Raw genomic sequence first — 22,705 nt, forward strand, 5'->3', positions numbered from 1 at the left:
CAACTGCCCACAACCTATGATATTTCCTGAGAACAAAAATTCAATTGTTACGGCTGCTTCTGGAATCCGCTGGCTGAGGCGAATCTTGTCGGCCAGTCTTGTAACGGTGGCGATCGCACTTAGCTTCATACTGCTAAGCGGCACCCCACCAGCCTTGGCAACTCTCACCGACGATCGTTATGACGGTACAATTTTTGCCCTCTACGCCGGCAACGGTTCCCTAGTTCCTCCTAAAGTCAAACTCACAGATTCTTTCAAACGAAATAAACCCGTATTGTTAGTGTTTTACACTGACGACAGCAGCGACTCCAAGCAATACGCGATCGTCGTCTCTCAACTCCAGGAATTTTACGGGCGCGAAGCCGATTTTATGCCCATAACAATTGACTCTTTGCCTCCGCAACCGTCACCAGAAATCACCGAACCAAGCCATTATTACGAAGGTTTTGTACCTCAAACCGTAATCCTAGACCAATCGGGGAAAGTAGTTTTTAATGAGAAAGGACAAATACCGTTTGAACAGGTAGATGATGCTTTTCGGAAAGTATTTGACTTGCTGCCCAGAGAAAAATCAATCCCCCTCAAACGCCGTGTTGTGAACGAACTCAACGTCGAATTGTCGAAGTAAAATATTGCAATAAGAGGACACGGTATTGCCGTGCCCATACCCGGATTAATTGTATGGAAACTGCACTGCCGTGTCTTGATTCTGGGTAAAATTAATTCCAATAGTATCGGATTTGATATAACAGCGATTAAATCAATTCAATATCAAAAATGCAGTCAGTAATCAAAGTTTTATTAATGGCAGTTTTGACTGTGTTGTTAGTTTTAGAAACAGCAGAAATCGGGCGATCGATAATTAGCGCTTTTCCTGACAGCAGTTCCCGCAAACCTTTAGCTTTAAATCAATATACAGGCGTCGCCTATCTCGATTCGGCTTCCTGTACTGGTTCGCTGCTAACGGGAGGGTTGTACCTTCTCACGGCGGCCCACTGTCTGAATGAAGGCGGAGTTAAGGTTTCTGCTGAAACGGCAATTAAAGCAATTTTTAAATTGCCTAGGGGTGAAATTAGCATCCCCGTTAGCAAATATTATATCCATCCGGGCTGGACTGGTTACGAATCGGAAGTTGGCAACGATATTGCTATTTTAAAGCTGAAAAGGATCGCGCCGCCAAGGATCGAACAGTACGAGATAAATAGAAACAAAAATGAAGTCGGGAAAGTATTGACAAAAGTTGGATACGGGTATATAGGTTTAGGTGCAAAGGGACAAGATGAAAATTCTAATTCTGAGGCGAAAAGATATAGCGGACAGAATCGGTATGATGCTTTAATTGATGTTTTGAAAGATGCTACAGAATCAGATATGTCGGAATTGGTTTTGGGAAGTCAATTAATCTTTGATTTTGATGCGGGAACTAGCGAACACGATGCTTTGGGGAGGCATTTTCCAAGATTGCGCGATCGAGGTTTGGGGAAAAATGAGATCGCTACGGCTAGCGGAGATTCCGGCGGGCCTTCGTTTGTCGAGGGCAAGATTGCGGGGATTAGTTCTTGGGGTTATAGCGATCGGGGATTTTTCAAAACAAACATCGCCGATATTGATAAAATTGAGGACAATGGCAGTTTCGGGGAAATTTCCGGCGACACGCGGGTATCGTTTTATGCTAATTGGATTGACAAAATGACCCAAAATCCATCCTAGGAATTTTTAAAATTTTTACTAAATAAAAAGCTTAGCGCCTTAACGCCACGCTGCCAACAATTAATAAGTTTTATCAATTATATCACGATCGTTTCAATCCCTCAAGTGTCAGGCAAAATAGATCAGAACCGTTTAACTTCAAATCATGACCAAAACCTTAATTCCCGTAATTCTCGCCGGCGGTAAAGGCGAACGTTTCTGGCCACTGAGTCGCAAACAGCGACCCAAGCAGTTTTTGAGTCTCGACGGTAGCGGCAAGAGTTTGCTGCAAGCAACTGCCGATCGACTATTAACATTAGGTAACGGTTGGGACGATTTGTGGGTAGTAACGTCGGAAATGTTGGCTGCGGGGGTTCGCGAACAGTTGCCGCTGTTACCTCCGGAGAATTTGCTGGCGGAACCGGAGGGTCGGGATACGGCGCCGGCTGTGGCCTGGACTGCTATAGAAACTGGCAAGCGTTACGGTGAGGATGCGGTTGTTGGTTTTTTCCCCGCGGATCACTGGATTGGGGAACCACAGGAGTTTGTCAAGACTTTGGAGGCGGCGGCCGAGTTGGCGAAAAATCAGGATGCGATCGCCACTTTGGGAGTCAAGCCGAGTTATGCTTCGACTGGTTACGGCTACATCGAACAAGGCGAGGAAATTGGAAGTTTTGGTGGTTTTCCGGCTTATCGAGTGGCGAGGTTTACGGAAAAGCCCGATCGCACAACTGCGGAAGAATTTGTAGCCAGCGGCAAGTTTAGTTGGAACGGTGGAATTTTTGTATTTCGAGTCGGAACTGTCTTGACAGAATTGCGAAATCATGTACCGGAAATGATGGCAGCTTTGGAAGCAAAAGGCGCGCAGGCTTACTCGGAATTACCCAAAATTAGCATCGATTACGCACTGATGGAGAAGACGCAAAAAGCCTGTGTTCTGCCCGTAGGGTTTAGCTGGGACGATTTGGGAGATTGGAATGCGATCGGTCGTTTGCTGCAAGGAGACAAACCGAATGTGGAGTTAGCAAAACACGTCGGAATTGATACGAAAGGTGGCATTTTTTATGCAGCGGATGAGAACGAAGTAATTGTCACCATTGGTTTAGAAGATGTGGTAGTTGTCAGAGATGGCAATGTGACTTTGATTGTGAAAAAAGATAGAACGCAGGAGATTAAACAGGTGATTAAAGTGTTGGGAGAAGATGAGAAGTTGAAAGATTTATTGTAACTAATTCTGTAGGGTACGCAGTGCGTACCTTACCGCTACCAACAGTTTTGCTATTCAGTTTTTGCGTCCAGGAATGTTACATAATTTCTGCTAAATCTAAGACAAAACCTGGCAGTACCTCTTCCCCTGATAGAGTGCGAGGATTTTGGATAATTTCAACATCTTGACCGGGGCGATAAATTTCAACACGCTGATTTTGCCTGTCAATTAACCAACCCAATTTAGCACCGTTATCTATATATTCTTGCATTTTCTCTTGAAGTTTCTTCAAGGAATCAGTCCGAGAACGCAACTCAACAACAAAATCGGGACACAAAGGAGCAAAACAGTCTTTTTGTTCCGGTGTTAAAGCATCCCAGCGTTCTTTTTTGACCCAAGAGGCATCAGGAGAGCGATCTGCACCATTGGGGAGTGTAAAGCCTCCAGAAGAGTCGAAAACTACTCCCAGTTTAGTTTCATGGTTCCAGACTCGGAGTTGAGATGTTAAATCGGCATTACGCCTGCTAGTTTCACTGCCTGTCGGTGGCATAATAATTAATTCCCCGGAAGCTGTACGTTCAAATTGATAATCGCGGTTGTGCTGACAAAGCTGAAAAAATTGCTCGTCAGTTAAGTTGATGGATAATTCGATCGAGTTGGTAGGAAATTGGATGGCAATCATGTCTCTTATACGGTTTTAAACACATTTAAAATCGGGTTATTTAATAACTTACTCATTCCAGTATTTGACACAAGTTTTCAAGTTTTCAAGTAAATAAATTTAATTATAAAAATATCATGTCTGCTTTAACAGTATATTACCATGAGGATTAATGCCACGGCCAAAGACCGATCGCCCCACCCCCCAAAACTCTCACGCCCATTCCCACCATTTCCCCGAAGTTATTCCCCAAGACACTGGTCAGCCCGGTCAACAGCGCTATCCTAGTAGTTATATAGCCCTTAAACCCGATCGACCCGGAGGCCCCTTGTTTAGCCTAGTTCAAAACACTTCTCGCAAAGGAGAAATTCTAGAGGTCGTCTTCCGCAACGGTTGGGACTACATGAAAAGCCTCCTAACCGGCCGCAAAACCGACGCACCCAGTCTCCCGACTCCAGCAGTTCTCCGCAATATCCTCGTCGAATTAGGCCCAGTATTTGTCAAATTGGGTCAATTGCTGAGCACCCGTCCCGACCTTTTACCCGCCAGCTACATCGAAACTCTCTCCACGCTACAAGCGGAAGTGCCGCCCGTACCGTGGTCGCAAGTAGAAGCAATCGTCCGCCAGGAACTCACACAATCTCTCGAAAATACCTTCGCTAAATTTAACACTCAAGCCGTCGCTGCAGGTTCGATCGCCCAAACCCACAAAGCTACTTTAAAAGACGGTCGCGAAGTCGCCCTCAAAGTTCAGCGCCCCGGTATTGAGATTGTCATCGAACAAGACATCGCCGTGCTCCGAGGTTTGGCAGAACTTGTCATGCTCACAGACTTCGGTCAACAATACGATATTGTCGCCCTAGCAGAAGAATTTGCGATCGCCCTGCGTGCAGAACTCGACTTCATTCAAGAAGCCAGCTACACAGACGAACTGCGCCGCAATTTATCTAAAAGTAAATGGTTTGACCCCACACAAGTTGTCCTACCTGAAATTAACTGGGAGTTGACTACAAAAAAACTCTTAGTAATGGAGTGGCTGAACGGAGTCCCAATTTTGTTAGGCGATTTGCAAGGAATTCGCCACAAAGGAGATATAAATGCCGAACGCGAAGAAATTACAACGCTACTTTGCCGCGTTTTCTTCCAGCAGTTATATATCGACGGATTCTTTCACGCAGACCCGCATCCCGGCAATTTATTTTATCTCAAAGACGGCCGCATAGCTTTGCTAGACTGCGGCATGGTCGGCCGATTAGACCCGCGAACTCAGCAGAATTTGACAGAAATGTTGCTGGCAATTGTCGATTTAGACGCTCAGCGCTGCGCTCAATTAACTTTAGAAATGGCCGAATTTGCTCAGCCGACAAGTTTAGTTAATCTAGAGAACGATTTAGCTCGAATGCTCCGCAAGTATTACAATGTGAGCTTGTCGCAAATGAACTTGTCGGAAATTTTTTATGAGGTGCTGGAAATCACCCGCAAAAATAAAATTCGGCTGCCCAGCAATCTCGGTTTGTATGCAAAAACTCTAGCTAATTTGGAAGGACTGGCGCGCTCTTTTAATCCCCGATTTAATATTGTAGAGCAGGTTAAACCGCTGATGACCGATATGTTTCGGCGTCAGTTATTAGGAGATGATCCGATCCAAGCTCTGCTGAGAACTGCCCTGGATCTCAAAAGCTTATCTTTGCAATCTCCGCGACAGGTGGAAGTGCTTTTAGACCGAGTTACTTCCGAAACTTTGAAGTGGAACTTGACACTAAAAGAACTCGATCCGCTACGCCGCACTCTGGGGGATTCTGCGAACCGACTTTCTTTTAGTATTGTCGTGGGTTCGCTGATTGTGGGGGCTGCAATTATTTCTTCTAACGCACAAACTCCTCAGCTATCTTTTCTGAGCACGGGTTTGTTTGGGGCGGCGAGTTTTTTGGGTTTGTGGTTAGTTATTAGCATTATGCGATCCGGGCGTTTGCGGAGTTAATTGTCAAGGAGAAATAGGGAAAATCATGAGATATATAGCCTTTCTCAATTTTCGTGAGGTACACAGGCGACCAATTCCCGATCGGATTGCCATTCGCAGAGATATCTTGAATTTATCGGCATTAATCTGTGTTTATCTGCCTTAATCTGCGGTTTTCCTATCTACCGCACTGTTGCCAAGAAAAGCTATAGCATCCTCAACTATTAAGCAACATCTCTGACTTAAGATAGGCGATCACCCGCAGCCGCTAAGTCTAAGCTAGAAATTGTTCCATAAACCTAATTGAGGAAAAAAAGATGAGCAGCGGTCACGCCAGCCATAAAGGCTCTTCCACAAAACCCAATACCAACACTAACGGTCAAATTACATCCCCTGAAGACCAACCCGCTGACCCGCTAAATCAAGAAACATCCGGTTATCCGTTCCATAACGAAGCAATGGAAAATCCTGTTGCCACCGCGCGACCCGACGAAGAGGCTGAGTCTGGCGAAGAACAGCAATAGTTATATCGATTAAATTGTCATCGATATGCTATCTGCGACGCGGTTGATTAGATGTTTGAGAAAAATCAGGTTTGTACTAATTACATCTTGCACTTCCATAGTCCGCCAGGGATTAGAATCTTCGGCGGACTATTTGGGCAGGTTCAGTAGTACCTCATATCAAATTCGTTGACATCGGAATTATTATCTCTCTCTTCTCTTTCTCTGTGTCCTCTGTGCCCTCTGTGGTTTAATCATTCCGATACAACCGGAATTGATATCACAGCTTCATAACCAAGGACTAAAGTCCTTACTACAAAACTATTTAACCTCTAAAATTCAAGTTAGGAATTATTGAGAAATGAGCGAGATTAACCAACTATTTCAAAAAGACAAATTGCCGGAATTGGGGTTAGTCTGCATTACAACATCCAATGAAGTTCGCTTTCGCACTGTCACGCGGAAACGACTTTTACAGCTTTCGGAAACTGAACAAGAAACTGTATTGCTCGAGCTTTATACAGACAACTTAAAGCGCCTTGACAAAGCGATCGACTTCTGTTCCGTTAATCAAATTAAGCTCTATCGCATGACTTCTGCACTGTTCCCTTTTGCAGATACAGATTTGGGGGAAGCAGTGCTACACTCCATGACTGAGGAATTGCGGACTACGGGCGATCGCGCTTTGTCTTTGGGCATCCGCTTGGTACTCCACCCTGATCAATTTGTTGTCCTCAGTTCCGACAAGCCTGATGTCGTTGCAAACAGCATTAAAATTCTCGCCACTCATGCTTTAATTTTAGATATGTTGGGACAGCCCCGATCGCCCCTGGCACTGATGAACATTCACGGCGGCAAGAGCGATCGCATTTCGCAGCTCAAATCAGTCATCCGCGATTTACCCGAATCAATTCGATCGCGCTTAACCTTTGAAAATGACGAATACGCTTACAGTTCCTCGGAAATTTTAGAAGTTTGTCTCGATACCGGCGTACCAATGGTTTTTGACGCCCACCACCACGTCATTCACGAACATTTAGAAACTTACGACGATCCCAGCGTTGCCGAAATGCTCGCAGCAGCCCGCACAACTTGGTCTGTTCCTGAATGGCAATTAGTACACATATCGAATGGCAGAGAATTTTTTGCCGATCCGCGCCACAGTGATTTAATTACAGAAATGCCTAATTGCTATTATCAGGCTCCTTGGATTGAAGTAGAAGCTAAATTTAAAGAATTAGCGATTGAAAAGTTGCGCGCCGAATGGTTGTCTGGGAATGTTCCACAATTTAGCAATGTCTCGTAGGGTGGGGTTTTACAAACCATCTTTGCCTAACACCAATAATCTCGAAAACCGCCCGGTCCAACGGTAAATCGCAATCTACCTTTTTGTTAATACCAATTATAAATTATGTGCGGACGATACACTTTAACTACTTCAGGTGAAATCATCGCCGAATTCTTCAAACTGTCGGCAGTTCCCGACATCAAACCGCGATACAATATCGCCCCAACTCAATCAGTTGCCACAGTAACAGTTGAACCAGAAAAAATGCAGCGAGAGTTTCAATTTATGCGCTGGGGTTTGATTCCAAGTTGGGCAAAAGACATGAAAATAGGCAGTCGCATGATTAACGCGCGATCGGAAACCGTAGCCGAAAAACCTGCTTTTCGCAGCGCCATCAAGCACAGGCGATGTTTGATAGTCGCTGACGGTTTCTACGAATGGCAACAGCAGGGAAAGAACAAACAGCCTTACTATTTTCAAAAGGTAGACGGCGAACCTTTTGCTTTTGCCGGTTTGTGGGAAAATTGGGAATCTCCAGAAAATGAAAACATTGTATCTTGCTGTATAATTACTACCGCTGCTAACGAAACAGTGGAGCCGATGCACGATCGAATGCCAGTGATTATCCCCGACAGCGATTGGGAACAGTGGCTCGATCCTTCTGTTAAAAATGCTCAGGAAGTTTTGCCATTGTTAAAACCGTATGCTTCCGAAGTGATGAAAGCAAAGGCGGTAAGTGCGATCGTCAACAGTCCAACTAGAGACAGTCCCGAATGTATTAGCGATCGGCAATAAATGATGGGAGCGGACAACACCGAGATAGTGTCAGTTATGATGTAAAATGATGTTTGAGTTGTAGCTTTGGTTTTCTAAGGATCAGTTTAACTCAGTTGTTATTTGCTCAAACATTTTTTTATCTTAACATCAGTTAGAGGACAAAAAATATGATTGGATACGTTACAGTCGGCACCAACAATCTTGAACGTGCAGCCAAGTTTTATGATACTTTGCTTGCGGAAATTGGCGCTCAACGATTCATGGAATTCGACCGATTTATCGCATGGAGCGTTTCTCCAGAGATGCCAGGATTTGCTGTTGCAAAACCCTTTGATGGCAACGAAGCAACTGTTGGTAATGGCGTAATGATCGCACTTCAAGTTGACAGTCCAGAAAAAGTCAACTTAGTTTATAACAAAGCGATCGAACTTGGCGCTAAGGATGAAGGAGCAGTGGGGTCAAGAGGCACGTTACCGGGGTTTTATGTGGGATATTTTCGGGATCTAGATGGGAATAAGCTGAACGTGTTTTGTATGACTGAGCCAAACACTTAAGATTTTTATTTTTCGTGAGGTTCGCCTAAAAAAAGCTATTTCCGATCGTTAGCTATTAGTTATCAATCCATACATAAGAATTGATAACTAATAACTAATGACTGATGACTAATGACTAAATTAGCTGTCGTACATCCGCGCTTCAGCCGCCTCGGGATTTTCCTCGCAATACTCGTCAAAAGCCGTTTTTTCAAGCTTCATCGATCGCTGGTGAGAAGCCTCAGCCTGCATTTCCTCTACAATATCCCACGCTACCGCGCACTCTCTAGAGGTAGCGCCTTTCTCGGCACAGATAGTTCTGGCATCCGCGATCGCCTGTTCGATTTGTTCGTCAAATAAAATACTCTTCGGCTTCTCAAGAAAATCGCTTTTTGTCAAGATATCCGTGACCGAAATAATGCCCACTAGCTCGTCCTTAATCACCGGCGCCCGGCGGATGCGGGTATTCGCGAACAACCTAGCCACGTATTCCACGCCCAAGTCTGGATTCACCGTGATGCACGGTTTGGTCATAATCTCGAAGACGCGGACTTTTTTGGGGTCTACTCCGTAAGCTGCTACTTTATAGACAATATCCGTTTCGGTGACAATCCCGTAGGCGTCTTGTTCGTGGCGACGTTCCACAATTAAAGCGCGCAAACACAAATCGTTCATCATCGCCACCGCTTCAGCCACAGTTGCCGAACCGCGAATAGTAACAACATCTGTGGTCATAATATCTTGGGCTTTCATCATCATTTTTTATTCCTTCCTGCTGATAAACTCTACTACGTCCCGATTTGGGGCTGTCCATTTGATTTGCGATCATCATTAGGACTTACCCTCACAAACCCGGTTTCTACCAAAATTTTGGGTTTAGTAACGATAAATTCCGGGTTAGCAACCAGGTTTCTGAGAAATCGTGCATCGCAAACTAATCATAAAACCTTTAACAGCACTCGGAATGACAAGTTGCCTCAAACAGCCCCTCGCTCCCCCGGAACCTCTGGAGTCCGCGATTTAGCGCTCCCTGGGGGCCCGCGTGCAATCGATCGAGCAAGAGTGAAGTATTGGGGCGATCCATCTTTGAGCTTGTTGGGATCAGATTTTCCAGCCCCAGTATCAAAGAAGCAAAAGTTAACACAAACTAAGCAACTGCTTGCGCTCGCACAGATCCCCGCCTCTGATAAACTTGATGGCTGGGAGTGCAAAAGAGCACAAGGCACGCATCAGCAGTTGGGAGGATCTAGTTCGTGGACAATGTAATCGGTTTAGAGATTATCGAAGTAGTTGAGCAGGCAGCCATCGCCTCCGCTCGCTTGATGGGCAAAGGCGAGAAAGATGAAGCTGACAGAGTGGCTGTAGAAGCCATGCGGGAGCGCATGAACAAAATTCATATGCGCGGCCGCATCGTGATCGGCGAAGGCGAACGCGATGACGCACCAATGCTTTACATCGGTGAACAAGTAGGTATTTGTACCCGCGAAGATGCCAAAGATGTCTGCAACATAGATGAATTGATCGAAATTGACATCGCTGTTGACCCCTGCGAAGGTACTAACCTGGTTGCTTACGGTCAAAACGGTTCGATGGCAGTTTTGGCAATCTCTGAAAAAGGTGGTTTGTTTGCGGCACCGGATTTCTACATGAACAAATTGGCTGCTCCTGCGGCTGCTAAGAATCATGTAGATATTCGCAAAACGCCAACTCAAAACCTCAAAATTATCTCTGATTGTCTCGGCCGCAGTATTGAAGATTTGGTGGTGGTGGTCATGGATCGCCCCCGACACAAAGATTTAATTAATGAAATTCGGCAAGCGGGTGCAAGAGTTCGGCTGATCAGCGACGGCGACGTTTCGGCAGCGATTTCTTGCGCGTTTTCTGGTTCCAACATCCACGCACTTATGGGTATTGGCGCTGCACCCGAAGGTGTGATTTCTGCAGCAGCAATGCGCTGCTTGGGCGGTCACTTCCAAGGGCAGTTAATTTACGATCCGGCTGTTGTAAAAACTGGTTTGATCGGTGAAAGCAAAGAGAGCAATATCGCTCGACTTAAAGACATGGGCATCACAGACCCTGACAAGATTTACAATGCTGAAGAGTTGGCATCTGGAGAAACAGTTCTGTTTGCAGCTTGCGGGATTACTCCCGGAACGCTGATGGATGGAGTTCGCTTCTTTGGCGGTGGCGCTCGCACTGAAAGTTTGGTAATTTCTTCTCAGTCGAAAACTGCTCGGTTTGTGGATACAATCCATATGTTTGACCAGCCGAAATCTTTGCAATTGAATTAGTGATTAGTTAGTGGTTAACAGTTAAATGTTAACAATTAACAGTTAACGGTTAACAGTCACCGATGATTAGCAATTAGCGATAAACTAAGAACTAATAACAGGTGACTGTTAACAACTAAGAAAGAAATAGTGACAAATCACAGATATGAATATTGCAGTCGTAGGTCTCAGCCACAAAACAGCGCCGGTAGAAGTTCGCGAAAAACTGAGCATTCCAGAACAGAAAGTTGAAGCAGCGATCGCCCAATTGCGCGGCTACCCGCACATTCAAGAGGTTGCCATCCTCAGCACTTGCAACCGCTTAGAGATTTATATTGTTACCAGCGAGTCGGAGCCTGGTGTGCGAGAGGTTATTCAGTTCCTTTCAGAATGCAGTAAAGTTTATGTGCAGTCTTTGCGCCCTCACCTGTTTATTTTGCTGCACGAAGATGCGGTGATGCACTTGATGCGAGTGGCTTCTGGTCTCGATAGTTTGGTGCTCGGAGAAGGACAAATTTTGGCTCAGGTGAAACAAACTCACAAACTCGCCCAGCAGTACAAAGGTGTAGGCAGAATTTTAGAGCGCTTGTTCAAGCAAGCTCTCACAGCAGGGAAGCGAGTTCGCACGGAAACTAGCATCGGTACCGGTGCAGTTTCTATCAGTTCGGCGGCGGCAGAATTGGCTCAAATGAAAGGTCAGCATTTAGCAAGCAGCAAAATTGCGATTATCGGTGCTGGCAAAATGTCGCGACTTTTGGTACAGCATTTGCTCTCAAAAGGAGCTAGCCATATTTCGATCGTCAACCGTTCTGTGCGGGGCGCTCTAGAGTTGGCCGGTCAGTTTAAAGATGCTGAATTGCACCTGTATCAGCTCTCGGAAATGATGCAGATAATTGCCAGTTCTGACTTGGTTTTTACCAGTACCGCAGCTACTGAGCCACTGTTAAATAAAGCTAAATTGGAAGCGGTTTTAGACCCGAATCGCCCTTTGATGTTGGTGGATATTTCTGTGCCACGAAACATTGACTCGGATGCGAACGAACTCGCTAATGTGCGATCGTTTAATGTGGACGACTTGAAAGCAGTGGTAGCTCAAAATCACGAAAGCCGTCGCAAAATGGCAATGGAAGCTCAAGGCTTGCTGGAACAGGAAGTAGAGGCTTTTGATCTCTGGTGGCGCAGTCTGGAAACGGTTCCTACTATTAGCTGTTTGCGGGATAAGATAGAATTGATTCGGGAACAAGAGTTAGAAAAAGCTTTATCGCGTCTGGGTTCGGAATTTTCGGAGAAACATCAAGACGTGATTGAATCTTTAACAAGGGGGATTGTGAATAAGATTTTGCACGATCCGATGGTACAGTTGCGCGCTCAGCAGGATATTGAGGCGCGGCGGCAAGCGATGCAAACTTTGCAAACACTGTTTAATTTGGATGTGGATGTCAATCAGCAGTACAGCTAGTTTGTCATTAGTTATTGGTCATTAGTCATTAGTCAGTTGACAGGAAAGCAGTTAGCCGTTGACTGGAAAGCAGGAGTCATATTATGCCCGGTCAATTACCATGAATAAAAATGCCTCCAACCCTTGCGGCTAAAGCATCATTCGGGAGGGTAAATTGCTCGAACCTGATATCAGTTATCATTCAACCAATAACTAATGACTAATAACTAATGACTAATAGGCGAATTTGTCAAATAATCCTACTGATTGCGGGGCTATGGCTGGTTTTTGAATTAGCCTCCCGCATTGCAGCAGAAATTCTCTGGTTTCAGGAAGTTGGATATCTTCAGGTTTTTCTGTTAAAGCTGAAAACTCAAGGGTTGTTGGGGACGATCGCAATTGCTGTTTCTTCTGTCTTTTTGCTGGGAAATTTGGCTTTAGCCCGCCGCCTGCAACATCCCGCAGAGGAAATGAAATCGCCGGTTGTGGAGGCGCTATTCACTTCACTGGGGGCGAACAAAACGGGGAAGAATATCGGGAGGAATTACGAAATACCTGTTGCTAAATCCCAAATTACCTTTTCCTGGCTGCTGTTAGCAGTATTCGGATTGAGTTCGCTCACAACTTTTATAATAATTCACTGCGGGCTGTTAGCTGCAAATAGCCTCACCTATTTCGGTATAGCGGGGAATGTACCTCCACCGCCCGTGCAGTTGGGAATTGAGTCAATCCAGCATGGGGCGGTGCAGCTATTTTCTCGCTGGTGGCAGTTAGGCTTGTTGCTGGGGACAATGTTAGCTGTGGTAATTAAGCCTGATTTGTGGCTGCGGGCGATCGCCATTTTTATCAGTTTAGCGATCGGGCTTATTGCCACCAGTCGCTGGACAAATGTTTTGCAATATTTTAACCCTACTAATTTTAATAAAACAGACCCTATTTTCAATCACAATATTAGCTTTTATGTATTTATTTGGCCAATTTTAGATTTGCTAGGATTCTGGCTGACAGTTGTATTTTGGTACAGTTTAGTATCTTGTGCTTTAACATATTTGCTGTCGGGAAATAGCCTGAGTCAAGGGAGATTTTTGGGGTTTTCTCGATCGCAGCAGCGGCACTTGTACGGGTTGGGTGCAGCTTCCATGCTAGCCGTTGCTTTCCGCTATTGGCTGGGGCGCTACGCATTGCTGTATGCGCGGGGAGACGTTACTTACGGGGCAAATTATGCTGACGTGACAGTGCGACTACCCGTCTATGGATTTTTGAGTATTTTGGCGGCGGCGATCGCCGTTTTGATGCTGTGCCAGGTTTACCAATTCAAAATTAAAAATGAACTACTAAAAAAAATTATTTTAGCATGGGTGACTTTAACTCTTGTGGGAGGTTGGCTGCTGCCACAAATTGTGCAGCAACTCATAGTTCAACCCAACGAACTAGCACGAGAACAGCCGTATATTCAGCGCAGTATTGCCTTTACTAAAGAAGCCTTTGACCTCAACACAATCGAAATAAAAACATTCGATCCCGCCGGAAAACTTACTTATGCCGACTTAGAAAAAAATCAACTTACTATTAGCAACATCCGGCTATGGGACAAGAGGCCGCTGCTGCAAACCACCCGACAGTTACAGCAAATTAGACCATATTATACATTTCCTGATGCCGATATCGATCGCTACACAATCAGAAATGAAAAAGCACAAAAGGGAGATTCAGAAAGCCAACAAGTTTTTCTGGCAGCGCGAGAATTAGATTACACAGCAGTTGCCCCGGATGCTCAAACTTGGGTGAACGAACACCTAGTTTACACTCACGGTTACGGCTTTACTCTTTCTCCCGTAAACAGAGTCGGTGTCGGCGGTTTACCGGATTATTTTGTCAAAGATATTGGAGTTGCAGCCCAGAAAGGAGAGACTGCTTTGGAAGTCACTAGCGATCGAATTCGGGCTAGTATTCCGATCGGCTACCCGCGCATTTACTACGGCGAAATCACCGATACAGACGCGATGACGCCCACGAAAGTCAAAGAATTCGACTATCCTAGCGGCGAAGACAATGTTTACAATACTTACAGCGGTAGGGGCGGAATTGCGATCGGTTCTCTGTGGCGGCGCTGGCTGTTTGCTAATTATCTCAAAAATTGGCAAATGGCGCTGACGCGCAATTTTACCCCAGAAACTAAATTACTGTACCGCCGAAATATTAATAAAAGAGTCCGGGCGATCGCTCCTTTTTTGCGCTACGATTCTGACCCGTATTTAGTAGTAGCTAACGCCAATCTTAGCCATGATGATATAGAAAAACAAAAAGATAAAACTAGCAACAAGATTAAACCTTCACCCTCGGCTACTGATAAATCTCCCAACTATCTTTACTGGATTATCGATGCCTATACAGCGAGCGATCGCTATCCATATTCTGACCCAGGAAAGCATGAGTTTAACTACATCCGTAACTCTGTCAAAGTAGTAATTGATGCCTACAACGGCTCTGTTGACTTCTACGTTGCCTATCCCTCCGATCCGATTATTAACAGTTGGATGGCTATCTTTCCAGGACTCTTCAAACCCCTTGACAAAATGCCTCCGGCTCTCAGAAAACACATCCGATATCCAGTAGATTTGTTCAGCATTCAATCCGAACGCTTGCTAACTTATCATATGGAAGACCCGCAAGTATTTTACAATCGAGAGGATTTGTGGCGAGTTCCCAATGAAATTTATGGCAGCGAACAGCAGCCCGTAGCACCGTATTATTTGATTATGAAGCTGCCAACGGAAACAGCAGAAGAATTTATTTTGCTGCTTCCATTTACACCAGTCAGTCGCAACAATTTAATTGCTTGGATTGCAGGTAGATCTGATGGTGGCAATTACGGAAAATTGCTCTTGTACTTGTTTCCAAAACAGCGATTAGTTTACGGTCCAGAACAAATAGAAGCTTTAATTAACCAAGATCCAGTTATTTCCGAACAAATATCTCTCTGGAATCGCCAGGGTTCAAAAGCAATTCAAGGAAACTTATTAGTAATTCCCATTGAACAATCTTTACTGTATGTGGAACCTCTTTACCTAGAAGCAGAGCGCAATAGTTTGCCAACTTTAGTCAGAGTTATTGCTGTCTACGAAAACCGCATAGTCATGGCAGAAAATCTTGAATGGGCACTCAAAGCACTTTTTCAGCAACAATCTACTAATAAATCGGTCATTATTCGACCTGTAGAAGGAACAGCACCAGCTTTAAATAGTGAATGATATCAATTTCGGTGGCACCGTCGGTGCCACCGGAAATGATATAAATTACTGCGATTTCTGTTCGCTAGCAGCCTTAATATCCTGCCACCAAACATCAACATAGGGCCACATCAATCTCTCGTCTCCTCCCGAATCTAGTTTCACAGTCACCTCATAACGGTAAATATGCGTGAGTTCGCCAGTTTTACCATTCAAATAAAATTGTTTGGGATTGTCGGTGATAATTTCTACCCTTTGATTCAACAGTGGCAGCATCTGGGTAGAAGAACCCTGAAACGGATTTTTGCCTTTGATCACATAGCCACCAATCGAAGAGAAGTACATTAAAGCTAGGAAAAATACTGTACATAAACCCACAATTACCAGTGTTTTTTGTTGTGAAAAACTGGTATAAACGCTCACATATCCTACGATCATAGTTCCCAAAAACAACAAATTTGGCAGGTACAGCCCATCTTCCAAAAACACGCTACCAAAAAATATGAGGGCTACCTGAAAACCAAATAATGCAGCCACCCAACTCCAGCCGGTTAGCAACGATGCAGATAGTAGCCAATTCATTGCTACAGTAAGGGCGATCGCCATTGCTATTGCCCCAAGTGGTGCTGCATAATCGTACTGTCTGAAGGGAAGAAGAACAAAAAATACTAAAGCATACGCAAAACCCCCAAAAGCCAATGCTAATCCACTAATTATTTCGTTCCCGTTCAGCATGGCAAGGAATTTTTAGAGCACTAAATTGAAGCGTTCGCCTTCTGTTGTGATAGTAGCCGTTGAAAATTCCCAGCGGACTAATGCCAGACATTCTAACCGTAGGGTGCGCCACAAAAACCTTACCGCTATATTTAGGGGAGGGAACTCATTTTTGAACCAAGCGTGCTATTCCAGTTTCCCAAGGTGCAGGATTAACGATGATCGAAAGCACCAATCAGCCACATCAGAAGGTGAAATTTTCAGAAAACCAGATTATTTAGGGTCGATCGACTTAACAAATTGTTGCACAGGCTGTGGTAGAGCCGGCACAAAAGTCTTTCTAAAACCCCTAACATCGAACACTCGCCACAAAATACCTACCGCTACCGTCAAGAAAAATAACGCTCCCAAAAAATTGAACACAGTAGACAGAAAACCGCTGTCCCTTTTTTTCGGAGGTGTAATATGTTTCATGCGATATACAGCCGGCTCGTAATCTCTCGCCTCCTCGCGATTACGCCGCGGTGTTTTGGGCCGCGAACTCGCACTGCGGCTCTCAGTCAAACCCGTTTTATTAGTTTTAGTAAAACTGCTGGGCGAGTTTAGCTCAGAAGCGCCGCGGGTTCCCGTTAACTTACTAGCAGAAGCCCCCGTGTGGCCAACAGCAGCATCCTGAATTCTGCTGTTATGGCGCTGAGTCGATTTGCGTTCGGCGAGGGTACGCATCAAACTTTGCAATTGCTGAGTCGCCGCCGGCGGGCGTTCCCCTTTCCTCGCCCAATTTAACAGCATCGCCCCGGTAATCCCGCAGAGATTCGTAGCGCCTACAGAAGCCAGCCGCTTCAGCAGAGGCTGGCTGTTGGACACAAAAATCACCAATGCGTCCGGGTGTTCTTGAGCCAAACCGTAAACGCACTGAGCCGTCGCCACCACCAGCATTGCTGGCTTGCTTTGATTTTTGATCGAAGGTTCGAGAGCGCGGTGTGTTTCCTGAGCGTCAGTTGCAATCCAGCCGCTGTCGGCAAAAAATCGCATAAACTCTCTAGCTACTTGCTCTTGAGCTTTTTCCACCGCTTGCCCTGTCAGACGATCTATTTCGTCGTACACTACTTCTGGGATATAGCAAGTTCCCACCTTCGCATATTCTTGCCAAACTTGGGTTCGGCCAGTCATTAAAACATCTGCATCAAAAGTTACCAATACAGGAGGAAGTTGATTAGCCATGACTGTATCCTATAGGCTCAGATAACTTATTTAAACTTAATCGATCGAGTTTAAACAAATTTTGGGTTGTAAAAAAATCAACTTTTGGTAGTAGATAAATTGCCCTGGGCGCGGGTATTAATGGGAAATTAGTAGTTAGGAACCCGATCTCCCTTCAGTTCCCAGTTCGATCGCTCAATTCCTATATTCCACTAATTTACCGCAACCCAAGAGCCTATTACCAAAGATGCCCGACTACTGCTAATTCCCTATTCCCAGACGGCCAGCCAAAGCCGGAGTCAAAGGCAACAGGGCAGCAATCATCAAGAACAAAGCTAGCAAACCCAAAGCCGCGCGAGCGTCGTCAGGCTCAGTCAGCTCGTTGAGGCTCGGCCGCTCCAGATTCCGCTGTAAAATCAGAATCACGATCGCCCAATACAGAGCCAAAGGATTAACTAAAGAAACGATAGCCAGCACCACAAAAGTCGCCAAAGTAGTGCGACTGGCTATTTTCCGACCGTAGATGGCTTGCACGATTCTACCCCCGTCCAACTGTCCCGCCGGCATCAAATTAATCGCCGTTATTACCAAGCCCAACCAACCGATAACTACCAGCGGGTGAACGTCAACAATCTGCTGCTGCAACGCCGAACCCAAAACCACTTTGGCCAAAGTTCCCACCAAAACCGAGCCCTTGAAAAATTCTGCGGGAATTTGGAACAAACTGCCGGGGTGAGACAGCAGCAAACCCGTTACCAGCATTAGCACAGAAACTATTCCCCCAGCCGCTGACCCGGCAAAAGCGATGTCAAACAAAACTTTACGGTTGGGTAGCAGCGACTCAAAACGGTCGATCGCTCCAAAACAACCTATCTGCAAAGTTGGTATAAAAAACGGCCAACTCAAGCCAACCTTGTACCGATTTGCCAGCACTCGGCGAGCAATTTCCCCAGATCCTAAAACCGCCCAAATTCCCGCTGCAATTGGCAGAACTTCTAGATATCTAGCCGGCGAGTTAAAGAAATCGAAACTTAGCAGCAAACCGCCTGTCTCTAAGCTAGTAGCAATTGTTGCCAGCAGCAGGACGACTGCTAGGATTTTTTGAGACACAGTTGTGGGCTGCGGGTCGTTGGTGCTGGGCAAGATAATAACTACGGGCTTCTCGTCCTGATTTTCTACTAAAAATAGACGGTAGCGATCGTTTAATTTTTCTTTCAAACTTGCCGTCAAACGTGAGTGTACTTGTTCTGGGTCTCCTCGAAGATTGCCTTTGAGAATTACCCCATCTTGATAGGGAATCGTCTCTGTGGCAAAGAAAGTATCAATTCCAAAGATGCCTTTAATTGCCTTGAGATCTTCCACCGGAACGGGAATTATTTCTGATTCATTATTCCCAGGCGAGGAGGTGACGATCTTTATGGTTTCTTTGGCTGGTGTCGGCTGCGAGTCAGGGTCCGAGAAAGCATCGCTTTGGGACTTTACCTCAGCAGCATCCGGTCGCGGCAGCACTGTCTCAGATGCAGCCTTACGCAATTGCCGGCCCAGATAAATGTATAATCCCGTGGATGCCACCAGCAGCAACAATACCGCAACTAGATTGAGGTAAATTCCGGCAGCGAACAAACCAAAGAACAACAGCCAGGGACTCATCAGGGCAACAGACTGCAACCAAGCCAAAATTCCCAGTTTGCCAAAAGGTCTGGCGCGATAAAATCCCCAACCCAGAATTCCCAGAGCAACCAATACGAGCGCAATTGTTGCCGTATTTTCCGATGCAACTATAGGCATTCCGGTTGTTTGCGCCAATAGGGGCTTTAATCGGTCGATCGCGCTGCGGTCGAGTAATAGCATTAAATTTTGGGGAACATTAAATAGAGTTGTTGGGAACATATCCAAACCTGTCGGAAACTAGCCTGATTACTAAGGATAACCTCTGAGGGCTACTCGGCCCACAACCTGCTGCTGGTGCTGTTTGAACCTCGCAGGATCTAGTCTATTGACACAATAGACTTTTTATGATAAAGCATCGGCTGTGTCAAACCTATACTCAGAAAGGTAGCAGTGTCGATCGCCCAGAAGCAGGAAGATTCGCCCAGTTTGGCAGGTGGGGCTTTTGCTTCGGATTTGTTTTGGATTTCGGTCATCCAAAACAAATCCGAAGCAAATAATATCTCAGCCTCTCTTTTCTTGGCAGGAGAAAACTGCTGAAACCCTTGATATCATTAAATTTGTGTAACGGGTACGGCAGGACTTGAACCTGCGGCTCGCTGCTTAGAAGGCAGGAGTGTTAAATTATTCTATCTCTTGCTGCGTAAGCTTCTTAGTTTTTTATCATGCAAAATGCGAAACAAATGCGAAACAAATGCGAAACAATTTGGTACTGTAGGTGTGCAGAGTTAATGACCTAACCATGCAAGTAAACAAATCTCAGCGTCGGAAAAATGGGACTGTAGGGGTGATGGTAAGCCGAGGTCTGCTACGCCTTCATTTGCCTCGCGAGCTTTACGAGGGTAGAAATAAGTTTGTGTGCATGGGTCTACCTGATACTTTGGAAAACCGGGCGATCGCAGAATGCAAGGCTAAGCAGATTGAGGTTGACATCCTTAGAGGAATGTTTGACCCAAATGATTTAAGCAAATACAAGCCTGTCCAACCCCACAAACACAGCAGTAACCTGGTACAGGCTAAATTTGGGGCAACAAGTCTGACGCTACAAGAGTTGTGGGACAAATATTTAAACTACAAGCAGGGTGCGCTCAAGCCAAAGTCTTTGCACTACTTGCAGACTACGTTGGGGCGACACATAGCCAAGTGTCCTTCGGATATTCTGCAAGCGCTAGAAGTTCGCGAAGTCCTTTTAGGGACAACAACGGGGGACATGACTAAGCGCATTCTCACCCACTTAAATGCTGCTGTTAATTGGGGTATCAAGCACAGGTTGATTACTTTGCCTGTTAGTCCCTACAAAGATATGGCTAATGATTTGCCTAAGTACAACTGGCAAAACGACCCCGCCCCTAATGGTTTTGTTACTGAAGAAAAGACGCTGGTGCTACAAGCTTTTGAGTCTCACAAGAATAAGCCCGGACACTGCTACCACACATACTACCCATTGGTAAAGTTTTGGTTTTTAACGGGTTGTCGTCCTAGCGAAGCTATTGGCTTGACTTGGGGGAATATCTCGCCAGACTGTTCTTACGTTTTGTTCAACGGCAGTATTCAGTTCATTGAGGGTAAAGCTGTTGAGAGTAAGGGCAGCAAAAATAATAAACACCGAAAATTCCCCTGTAATAATGAGTTGAAAGAGTTTTTAGTGTCAATTAAGCCACAACAGTTTGATTCTAAAAAATTGGTTTTTTCTTCTCCAACTGGGGAGGTAATCAACTACAGCAATTTTTCTCAAAGAGCTTGGCACAAGATAGTTGTGCCTATCACTGACAAGACGCGAGAACTTGGTTACAAGCCTACTACTCCATATTCTTGTCGGGATACTTTTATTAGCGAACAATTAGCGCAAGGTATCCCATCTGCGGTAATTGCTCGCTGGTGTGATACGTCGGAAAGTATTATTAATTCCCACTATTTAGACAACAAAATTTTGGAGCATTTACGCCCGCTTTGATACTGTTAATATGTTGATTCTAGGGGCAACTTTTTGGGACACAAAACTTTACAGCTAGCTATTGACACGGTGGCTGTAAACCTGCACTCTAAAGGTAAGGAAGATTGATGCGCGACTGACAAGCACTTGCAATGCTAGCCAAGTCACGACTTCCCCAAACGTTATATCGCAACGGTTGGAGCTTAATAATTATGCCAATTTCGGCGCGGTTCCCTGATGGGCGATCGCAACACTTTACATTTCCCCGGCGTGAGCTTTTACAGAAAGCTGTGTCGGCTGCTTTGTTGTGCCTTGTTCCCCGCGCTCAACCTATAGCTACTCCTCTGAGCCGGTTCCCTCGTCCTGAATTTGCGATCGGTGACTTAGTTGCTCTGGACTGGGAGGGAAACGAGGAAGAGGACGCCCCTCAATTTGCTACTGATTTTGGCGAGGTTGTAGGGCTGTGCTATTTGCCAGAAAATGGTTATTACCACCCCCGCGACACTTGGGTTTATTACATTTACTGGACGCACAGCACTTGCAGTGCTTGGTCTTATCCCTGTTTTGAGGGAGAACCGGCCGCAGGCAACACGCTGAGGCTTGTCAAACATGGCTAAGCCTCCCGCTTCTTGCCGCCGGATTGACCACCTAAAAACAGTCGCTTACGCTTGCGGGTTCTGCGACGATGACGCTCGGAAGTTTGGGAAGCTCACAAAAACTTCCACATGGGAAGCGCTTCTAAACCTGCACGGACTGGAGTTTGAGCCGAAGTCCGAAACACTTCCTCTTCCAACGACCGCTGGCAACATTCAACAAAACTCATCCTGCAACCTTTTGGAGTGGGTGGATTTTGGGCAAGCCTTCGCTCTGGCTCTTGCGTCGGTTGGCTTCGCTGTGCTGATTCTGGGGATGTTTCCCCGCATCAATCCGCTAAATCTTTTTCCTGTAAAAATCACAATTCAGGTAGGTAAATAATGAGCTTACAACTGCGCTTATTCGGTGGCGGTCAAGCTGACGCGACCAAAGAAGGAGGCAAGCTAGCCGTCAATGATGGCAGCCACTCAATCGACAAATCAAAAGTGCTGGCATCGACAGATGCTTACGCCCTAAGTCCAATGAATCCCGGCAACTTTGCTAGCATCCGCTCGGTTCCGGTAATTGAATCTCCCCGCTACGCGGACAAGGAAGAAGCGAAAGCGATGGAGAAGATGGCCACACAGTGCGAGTCAGGCGCTAAGTACGCCAAACGCCTCTATACCGCGCTCGGACGGATTGATACGGCGGACACTAAGGTACACAAAGAACACGCGAAATATAAGGGTGGCATTGCCCGTAATGAACTCCGAAAAATCAAAGCAAATACTACCTACGCCAAAGGGCTTCATGGATTGCGCGAAGGTTATGCCAAGCAAGGGTTAAGGCTTGATAATGCAGACTCCAAGGCACGGGCAGATATCGACGCTATCAAGGCAAAACTCACGGGAGGGGCGAACTAATGAGAGCGGCTAGCCTGACAAACTATTTTGTTGCCGGGTGCGCCGCTTCCTCCCTTCTGGGATGGATAGCGTCATTGCATCCGATGTCATTCCGAGCGATCGCCTTTTTGGCAGCAGCAGCATTTATTTTATGGG

General features: G+C 45.7%; 21 protein-coding genes. 15 read left to right on the top strand and 6 right to left on the bottom strand.

Annotated features, from left to right (window positions below; all coding sequences use genetic code 11):
* Window positions 1-16: 16 nt before the first annotated feature.
* The 3 genes from QT979_RS00960 (at window position 17) to QT979_RS00970 (ending at window position 2,917) form a co-directional block, all read left to right on the top strand.
* Window positions 17-628: a thylakoid membrane photosystem I accumulation factor gene (locus QT979_RS00960; RefSeq protein ID WP_333307647.1), complete on the top strand. Its 612-nt coding sequence runs from the start codon at window positions 17-19 to the stop codon at window positions 626-628.
* Between the two features lie 149 nt (window positions 629-777).
* On the top strand, window positions 778-1,710 hold the full coding sequence (locus tag QT979_RS00965; RefSeq protein ID WP_333307650.1) for a trypsin-like serine protease: 933 nt from the start codon (window positions 778-780) through the stop codon (window positions 1,708-1,710).
* 145 nt (window positions 1,711-1,855) lie between these two features.
* Window positions 1,856-2,917 carry a mannose-1-phosphate guanylyltransferase gene (locus QT979_RS00970; protein ID WP_333307652.1) on the top strand — a complete coding sequence of 354 codons (1,062 nt, stop codon included), beginning with the start codon at window positions 1,856-1,858 and terminating at the stop codon, window positions 2,915-2,917.
* Between the two features lie 76 nt (window positions 2,918-2,993).
* On the opposite strand, the gene QT979_RS00975 is transcribed toward QT979_RS00970, so the two are convergent.
* Window positions 2,994-3,578 carry a Uma2 family endonuclease gene (locus QT979_RS00975; protein WP_333210371.1) on the bottom strand — a complete coding sequence of 195 codons (585 nt, stop codon included), beginning with the start codon at window positions 3,576-3,578 and terminating at the stop codon, window positions 2,994-2,996.
* A 307-nt stretch (window positions 3,579-3,885) separates the two neighbouring features.
* Here QT979_RS00975 and QT979_RS00980 point away from each other — a divergent pair, with 307 nt between their 5' ends.
* The 5 genes from QT979_RS00980 (at window position 3,886) to QT979_RS01000 (ending at window position 8,639) form a co-directional block, all read left to right on the top strand.
* Entirely contained in the window at window positions 3,886-5,538 is a 1,653-nt protein-coding gene (locus tag QT979_RS00980; RefSeq protein ID WP_333210455.1) for an AarF/ABC1/UbiB kinase family protein, read from the top strand.
* Between the two features lie 296 nt (window positions 5,539-5,834).
* Window positions 5,835-6,041 carry a hypothetical protein gene (locus QT979_RS00985; RefSeq protein WP_333210369.1) on the top strand — a complete coding sequence of 69 codons (207 nt, stop codon included), beginning with the start codon at window positions 5,835-5,837 and terminating at the stop codon, window positions 6,039-6,041.
* Between the two features lie 340 nt (window positions 6,042-6,381).
* Window positions 6,382-7,326, top strand: coding sequence for a UV DNA damage repair endonuclease UvsE (uvsE, locus tag QT979_RS00990; RefSeq protein WP_333307656.1), 945 nt, complete (start codon window positions 6,382-6,384; stop codon window positions 7,324-7,326).
* 105 nt (window positions 7,327-7,431) lie between these two features.
* Window positions 7,432-8,103, top strand: a complete 672-nt coding sequence (locus tag QT979_RS00995) for an SOS response-associated peptidase (RefSeq protein WP_333307659.1) — start codon at window positions 7,432-7,434, stop codon at window positions 8,101-8,103.
* 149 nt (window positions 8,104-8,252) lie between these two features.
* Entirely contained in the window at window positions 8,253-8,639 is a 387-nt protein-coding gene (locus QT979_RS01000) for a VOC family protein (RefSeq protein WP_333210365.1), read from the top strand.
* Between the two features lie 120 nt (window positions 8,640-8,759).
* On the opposite strand, the gene QT979_RS01005 is transcribed toward QT979_RS01000, so the two are convergent.
* Window positions 8,760-9,377 (bottom strand): CP12 domain-containing protein, encoded by a 618-nt coding sequence (locus tag QT979_RS01005; protein ID WP_333210363.1) that lies wholly within the window; start codon window positions 9,375-9,377, stop codon window positions 8,760-8,762.
* 494 nt (window positions 9,378-9,871) lie between these two features.
* Between QT979_RS01005 and glpX the strand changes: the two genes are divergently transcribed.
* The 3 genes from glpX to QT979_RS01020 all read left to right on the top strand — a co-directional run bounded on the left by glpX (window position 9,872) and on the right by QT979_RS01020 (window position 15,577).
* Window positions 9,872-10,909, top strand: coding sequence for a class II fructose-bisphosphatase (gene glpX / locus QT979_RS01010; RefSeq protein WP_333038520.1), 1,038 nt, complete (start codon window positions 9,872-9,874; stop codon window positions 10,907-10,909).
* Window positions 10,910-11,054: 145 nt separating this feature from the next.
* Window positions 11,055-12,347: a glutamyl-tRNA reductase gene (locus QT979_RS01015; protein ID WP_333307663.1), complete on the top strand. Its 1,293-nt coding sequence runs from the start codon at window positions 11,055-11,057 to the stop codon at window positions 12,345-12,347.
* Window positions 12,348-12,556: 209 nt separating this feature from the next.
* Window positions 12,557-15,577, top strand: a complete 3,021-nt coding sequence (locus QT979_RS01020; protein ID WP_333307666.1) for a UPF0182 family protein — start codon at window positions 12,557-12,559, stop codon at window positions 15,575-15,577.
* Between the two features lie 45 nt (window positions 15,578-15,622).
* Here QT979_RS01020 and QT979_RS01025 read toward each other — a convergent pair whose 3' ends face one another.
* The 4 genes from QT979_RS01025 to QT979_RS01040 form a co-directional block, all read right to left on the bottom strand.
* Entirely contained in the window at window positions 15,623-16,291 is a 669-nt protein-coding gene (locus QT979_RS01025; RefSeq protein ID WP_333307669.1) for a hypothetical protein, read from the bottom strand.
* 252 nt (window positions 16,292-16,543) lie between these two features.
* The gene (locus tag QT979_RS01030) at window positions 16,544-17,494 is read right to left on the bottom strand and encodes a hypothetical protein (protein WP_333210355.1); all 951 of its coding nucleotides are present in this window, start codon (window positions 17,492-17,494) and stop codon (window positions 16,544-16,546) included.
* A 240-nt stretch (window positions 17,495-17,734) separates the two neighbouring features.
* Complete coding sequence (locus QT979_RS01035) at window positions 17,735-19,363, bottom strand: site-2 protease family protein (RefSeq protein WP_333307671.1); 1,629 nt, start codon at window positions 19,361-19,363, stop codon at window positions 17,735-17,737.
* A 98-nt stretch (window positions 19,364-19,461) separates the two neighbouring features.
* On the bottom strand, window positions 19,462-19,617 hold the full coding sequence (locus QT979_RS01040; protein ID WP_333307673.1) for a hypothetical protein: 156 nt from the start codon (window positions 19,615-19,617) through the stop codon (window positions 19,462-19,464).
* 266 nt (window positions 19,618-19,883) lie between these two features.
* Here QT979_RS01040 and QT979_RS01045 point away from each other — a divergent pair, with 266 nt between their 5' ends.
* The 4 genes from QT979_RS01045 (at window position 19,884) to QT979_RS01060 (ending at window position 22,570) form a co-directional block, all read left to right on the top strand.
* On the top strand, window positions 19,884-21,095 hold the full coding sequence (locus tag QT979_RS01045) for a tyrosine-type recombinase/integrase (RefSeq protein WP_333307675.1): 1,212 nt from the start codon (window positions 19,884-19,886) through the stop codon (window positions 21,093-21,095).
* Between the two features lie 131 nt (window positions 21,096-21,226).
* Window positions 21,227-21,691 carry a hypothetical protein gene (locus tag QT979_RS01050; RefSeq protein WP_333307677.1) on the top strand — a complete coding sequence of 155 codons (465 nt, stop codon included), beginning with the start codon at window positions 21,227-21,229 and terminating at the stop codon, window positions 21,689-21,691.
* Window positions 21,684-22,049: a hypothetical protein gene (locus QT979_RS01055; protein WP_333307678.1), complete on the top strand. Its 366-nt coding sequence runs from the start codon at window positions 21,684-21,686 to the stop codon at window positions 22,047-22,049. The genes QT979_RS01050 and QT979_RS01055 overlap by 8 nt, the downstream gene beginning before the upstream one ends.
* Window positions 22,049-22,570 carry a hypothetical protein gene (locus tag QT979_RS01060; RefSeq protein WP_333307680.1) on the top strand — a complete coding sequence of 174 codons (522 nt, stop codon included), beginning with the start codon at window positions 22,049-22,051 and terminating at the stop codon, window positions 22,568-22,570. Before QT979_RS01055 ends, QT979_RS01060 begins: the two co-directional genes overlap by 1 nt.
* The last annotated feature ends 135 nt before the right edge of the window (window positions 22,571-22,705 follow it).

This window comes from Microcoleus sp. w2-18bC1 (assembly GCF_036700365.1).
GTDB lineage: Bacteria > Cyanobacteriota > Cyanobacteriia > Cyanobacteriales > Microcoleaceae > Microcoleus.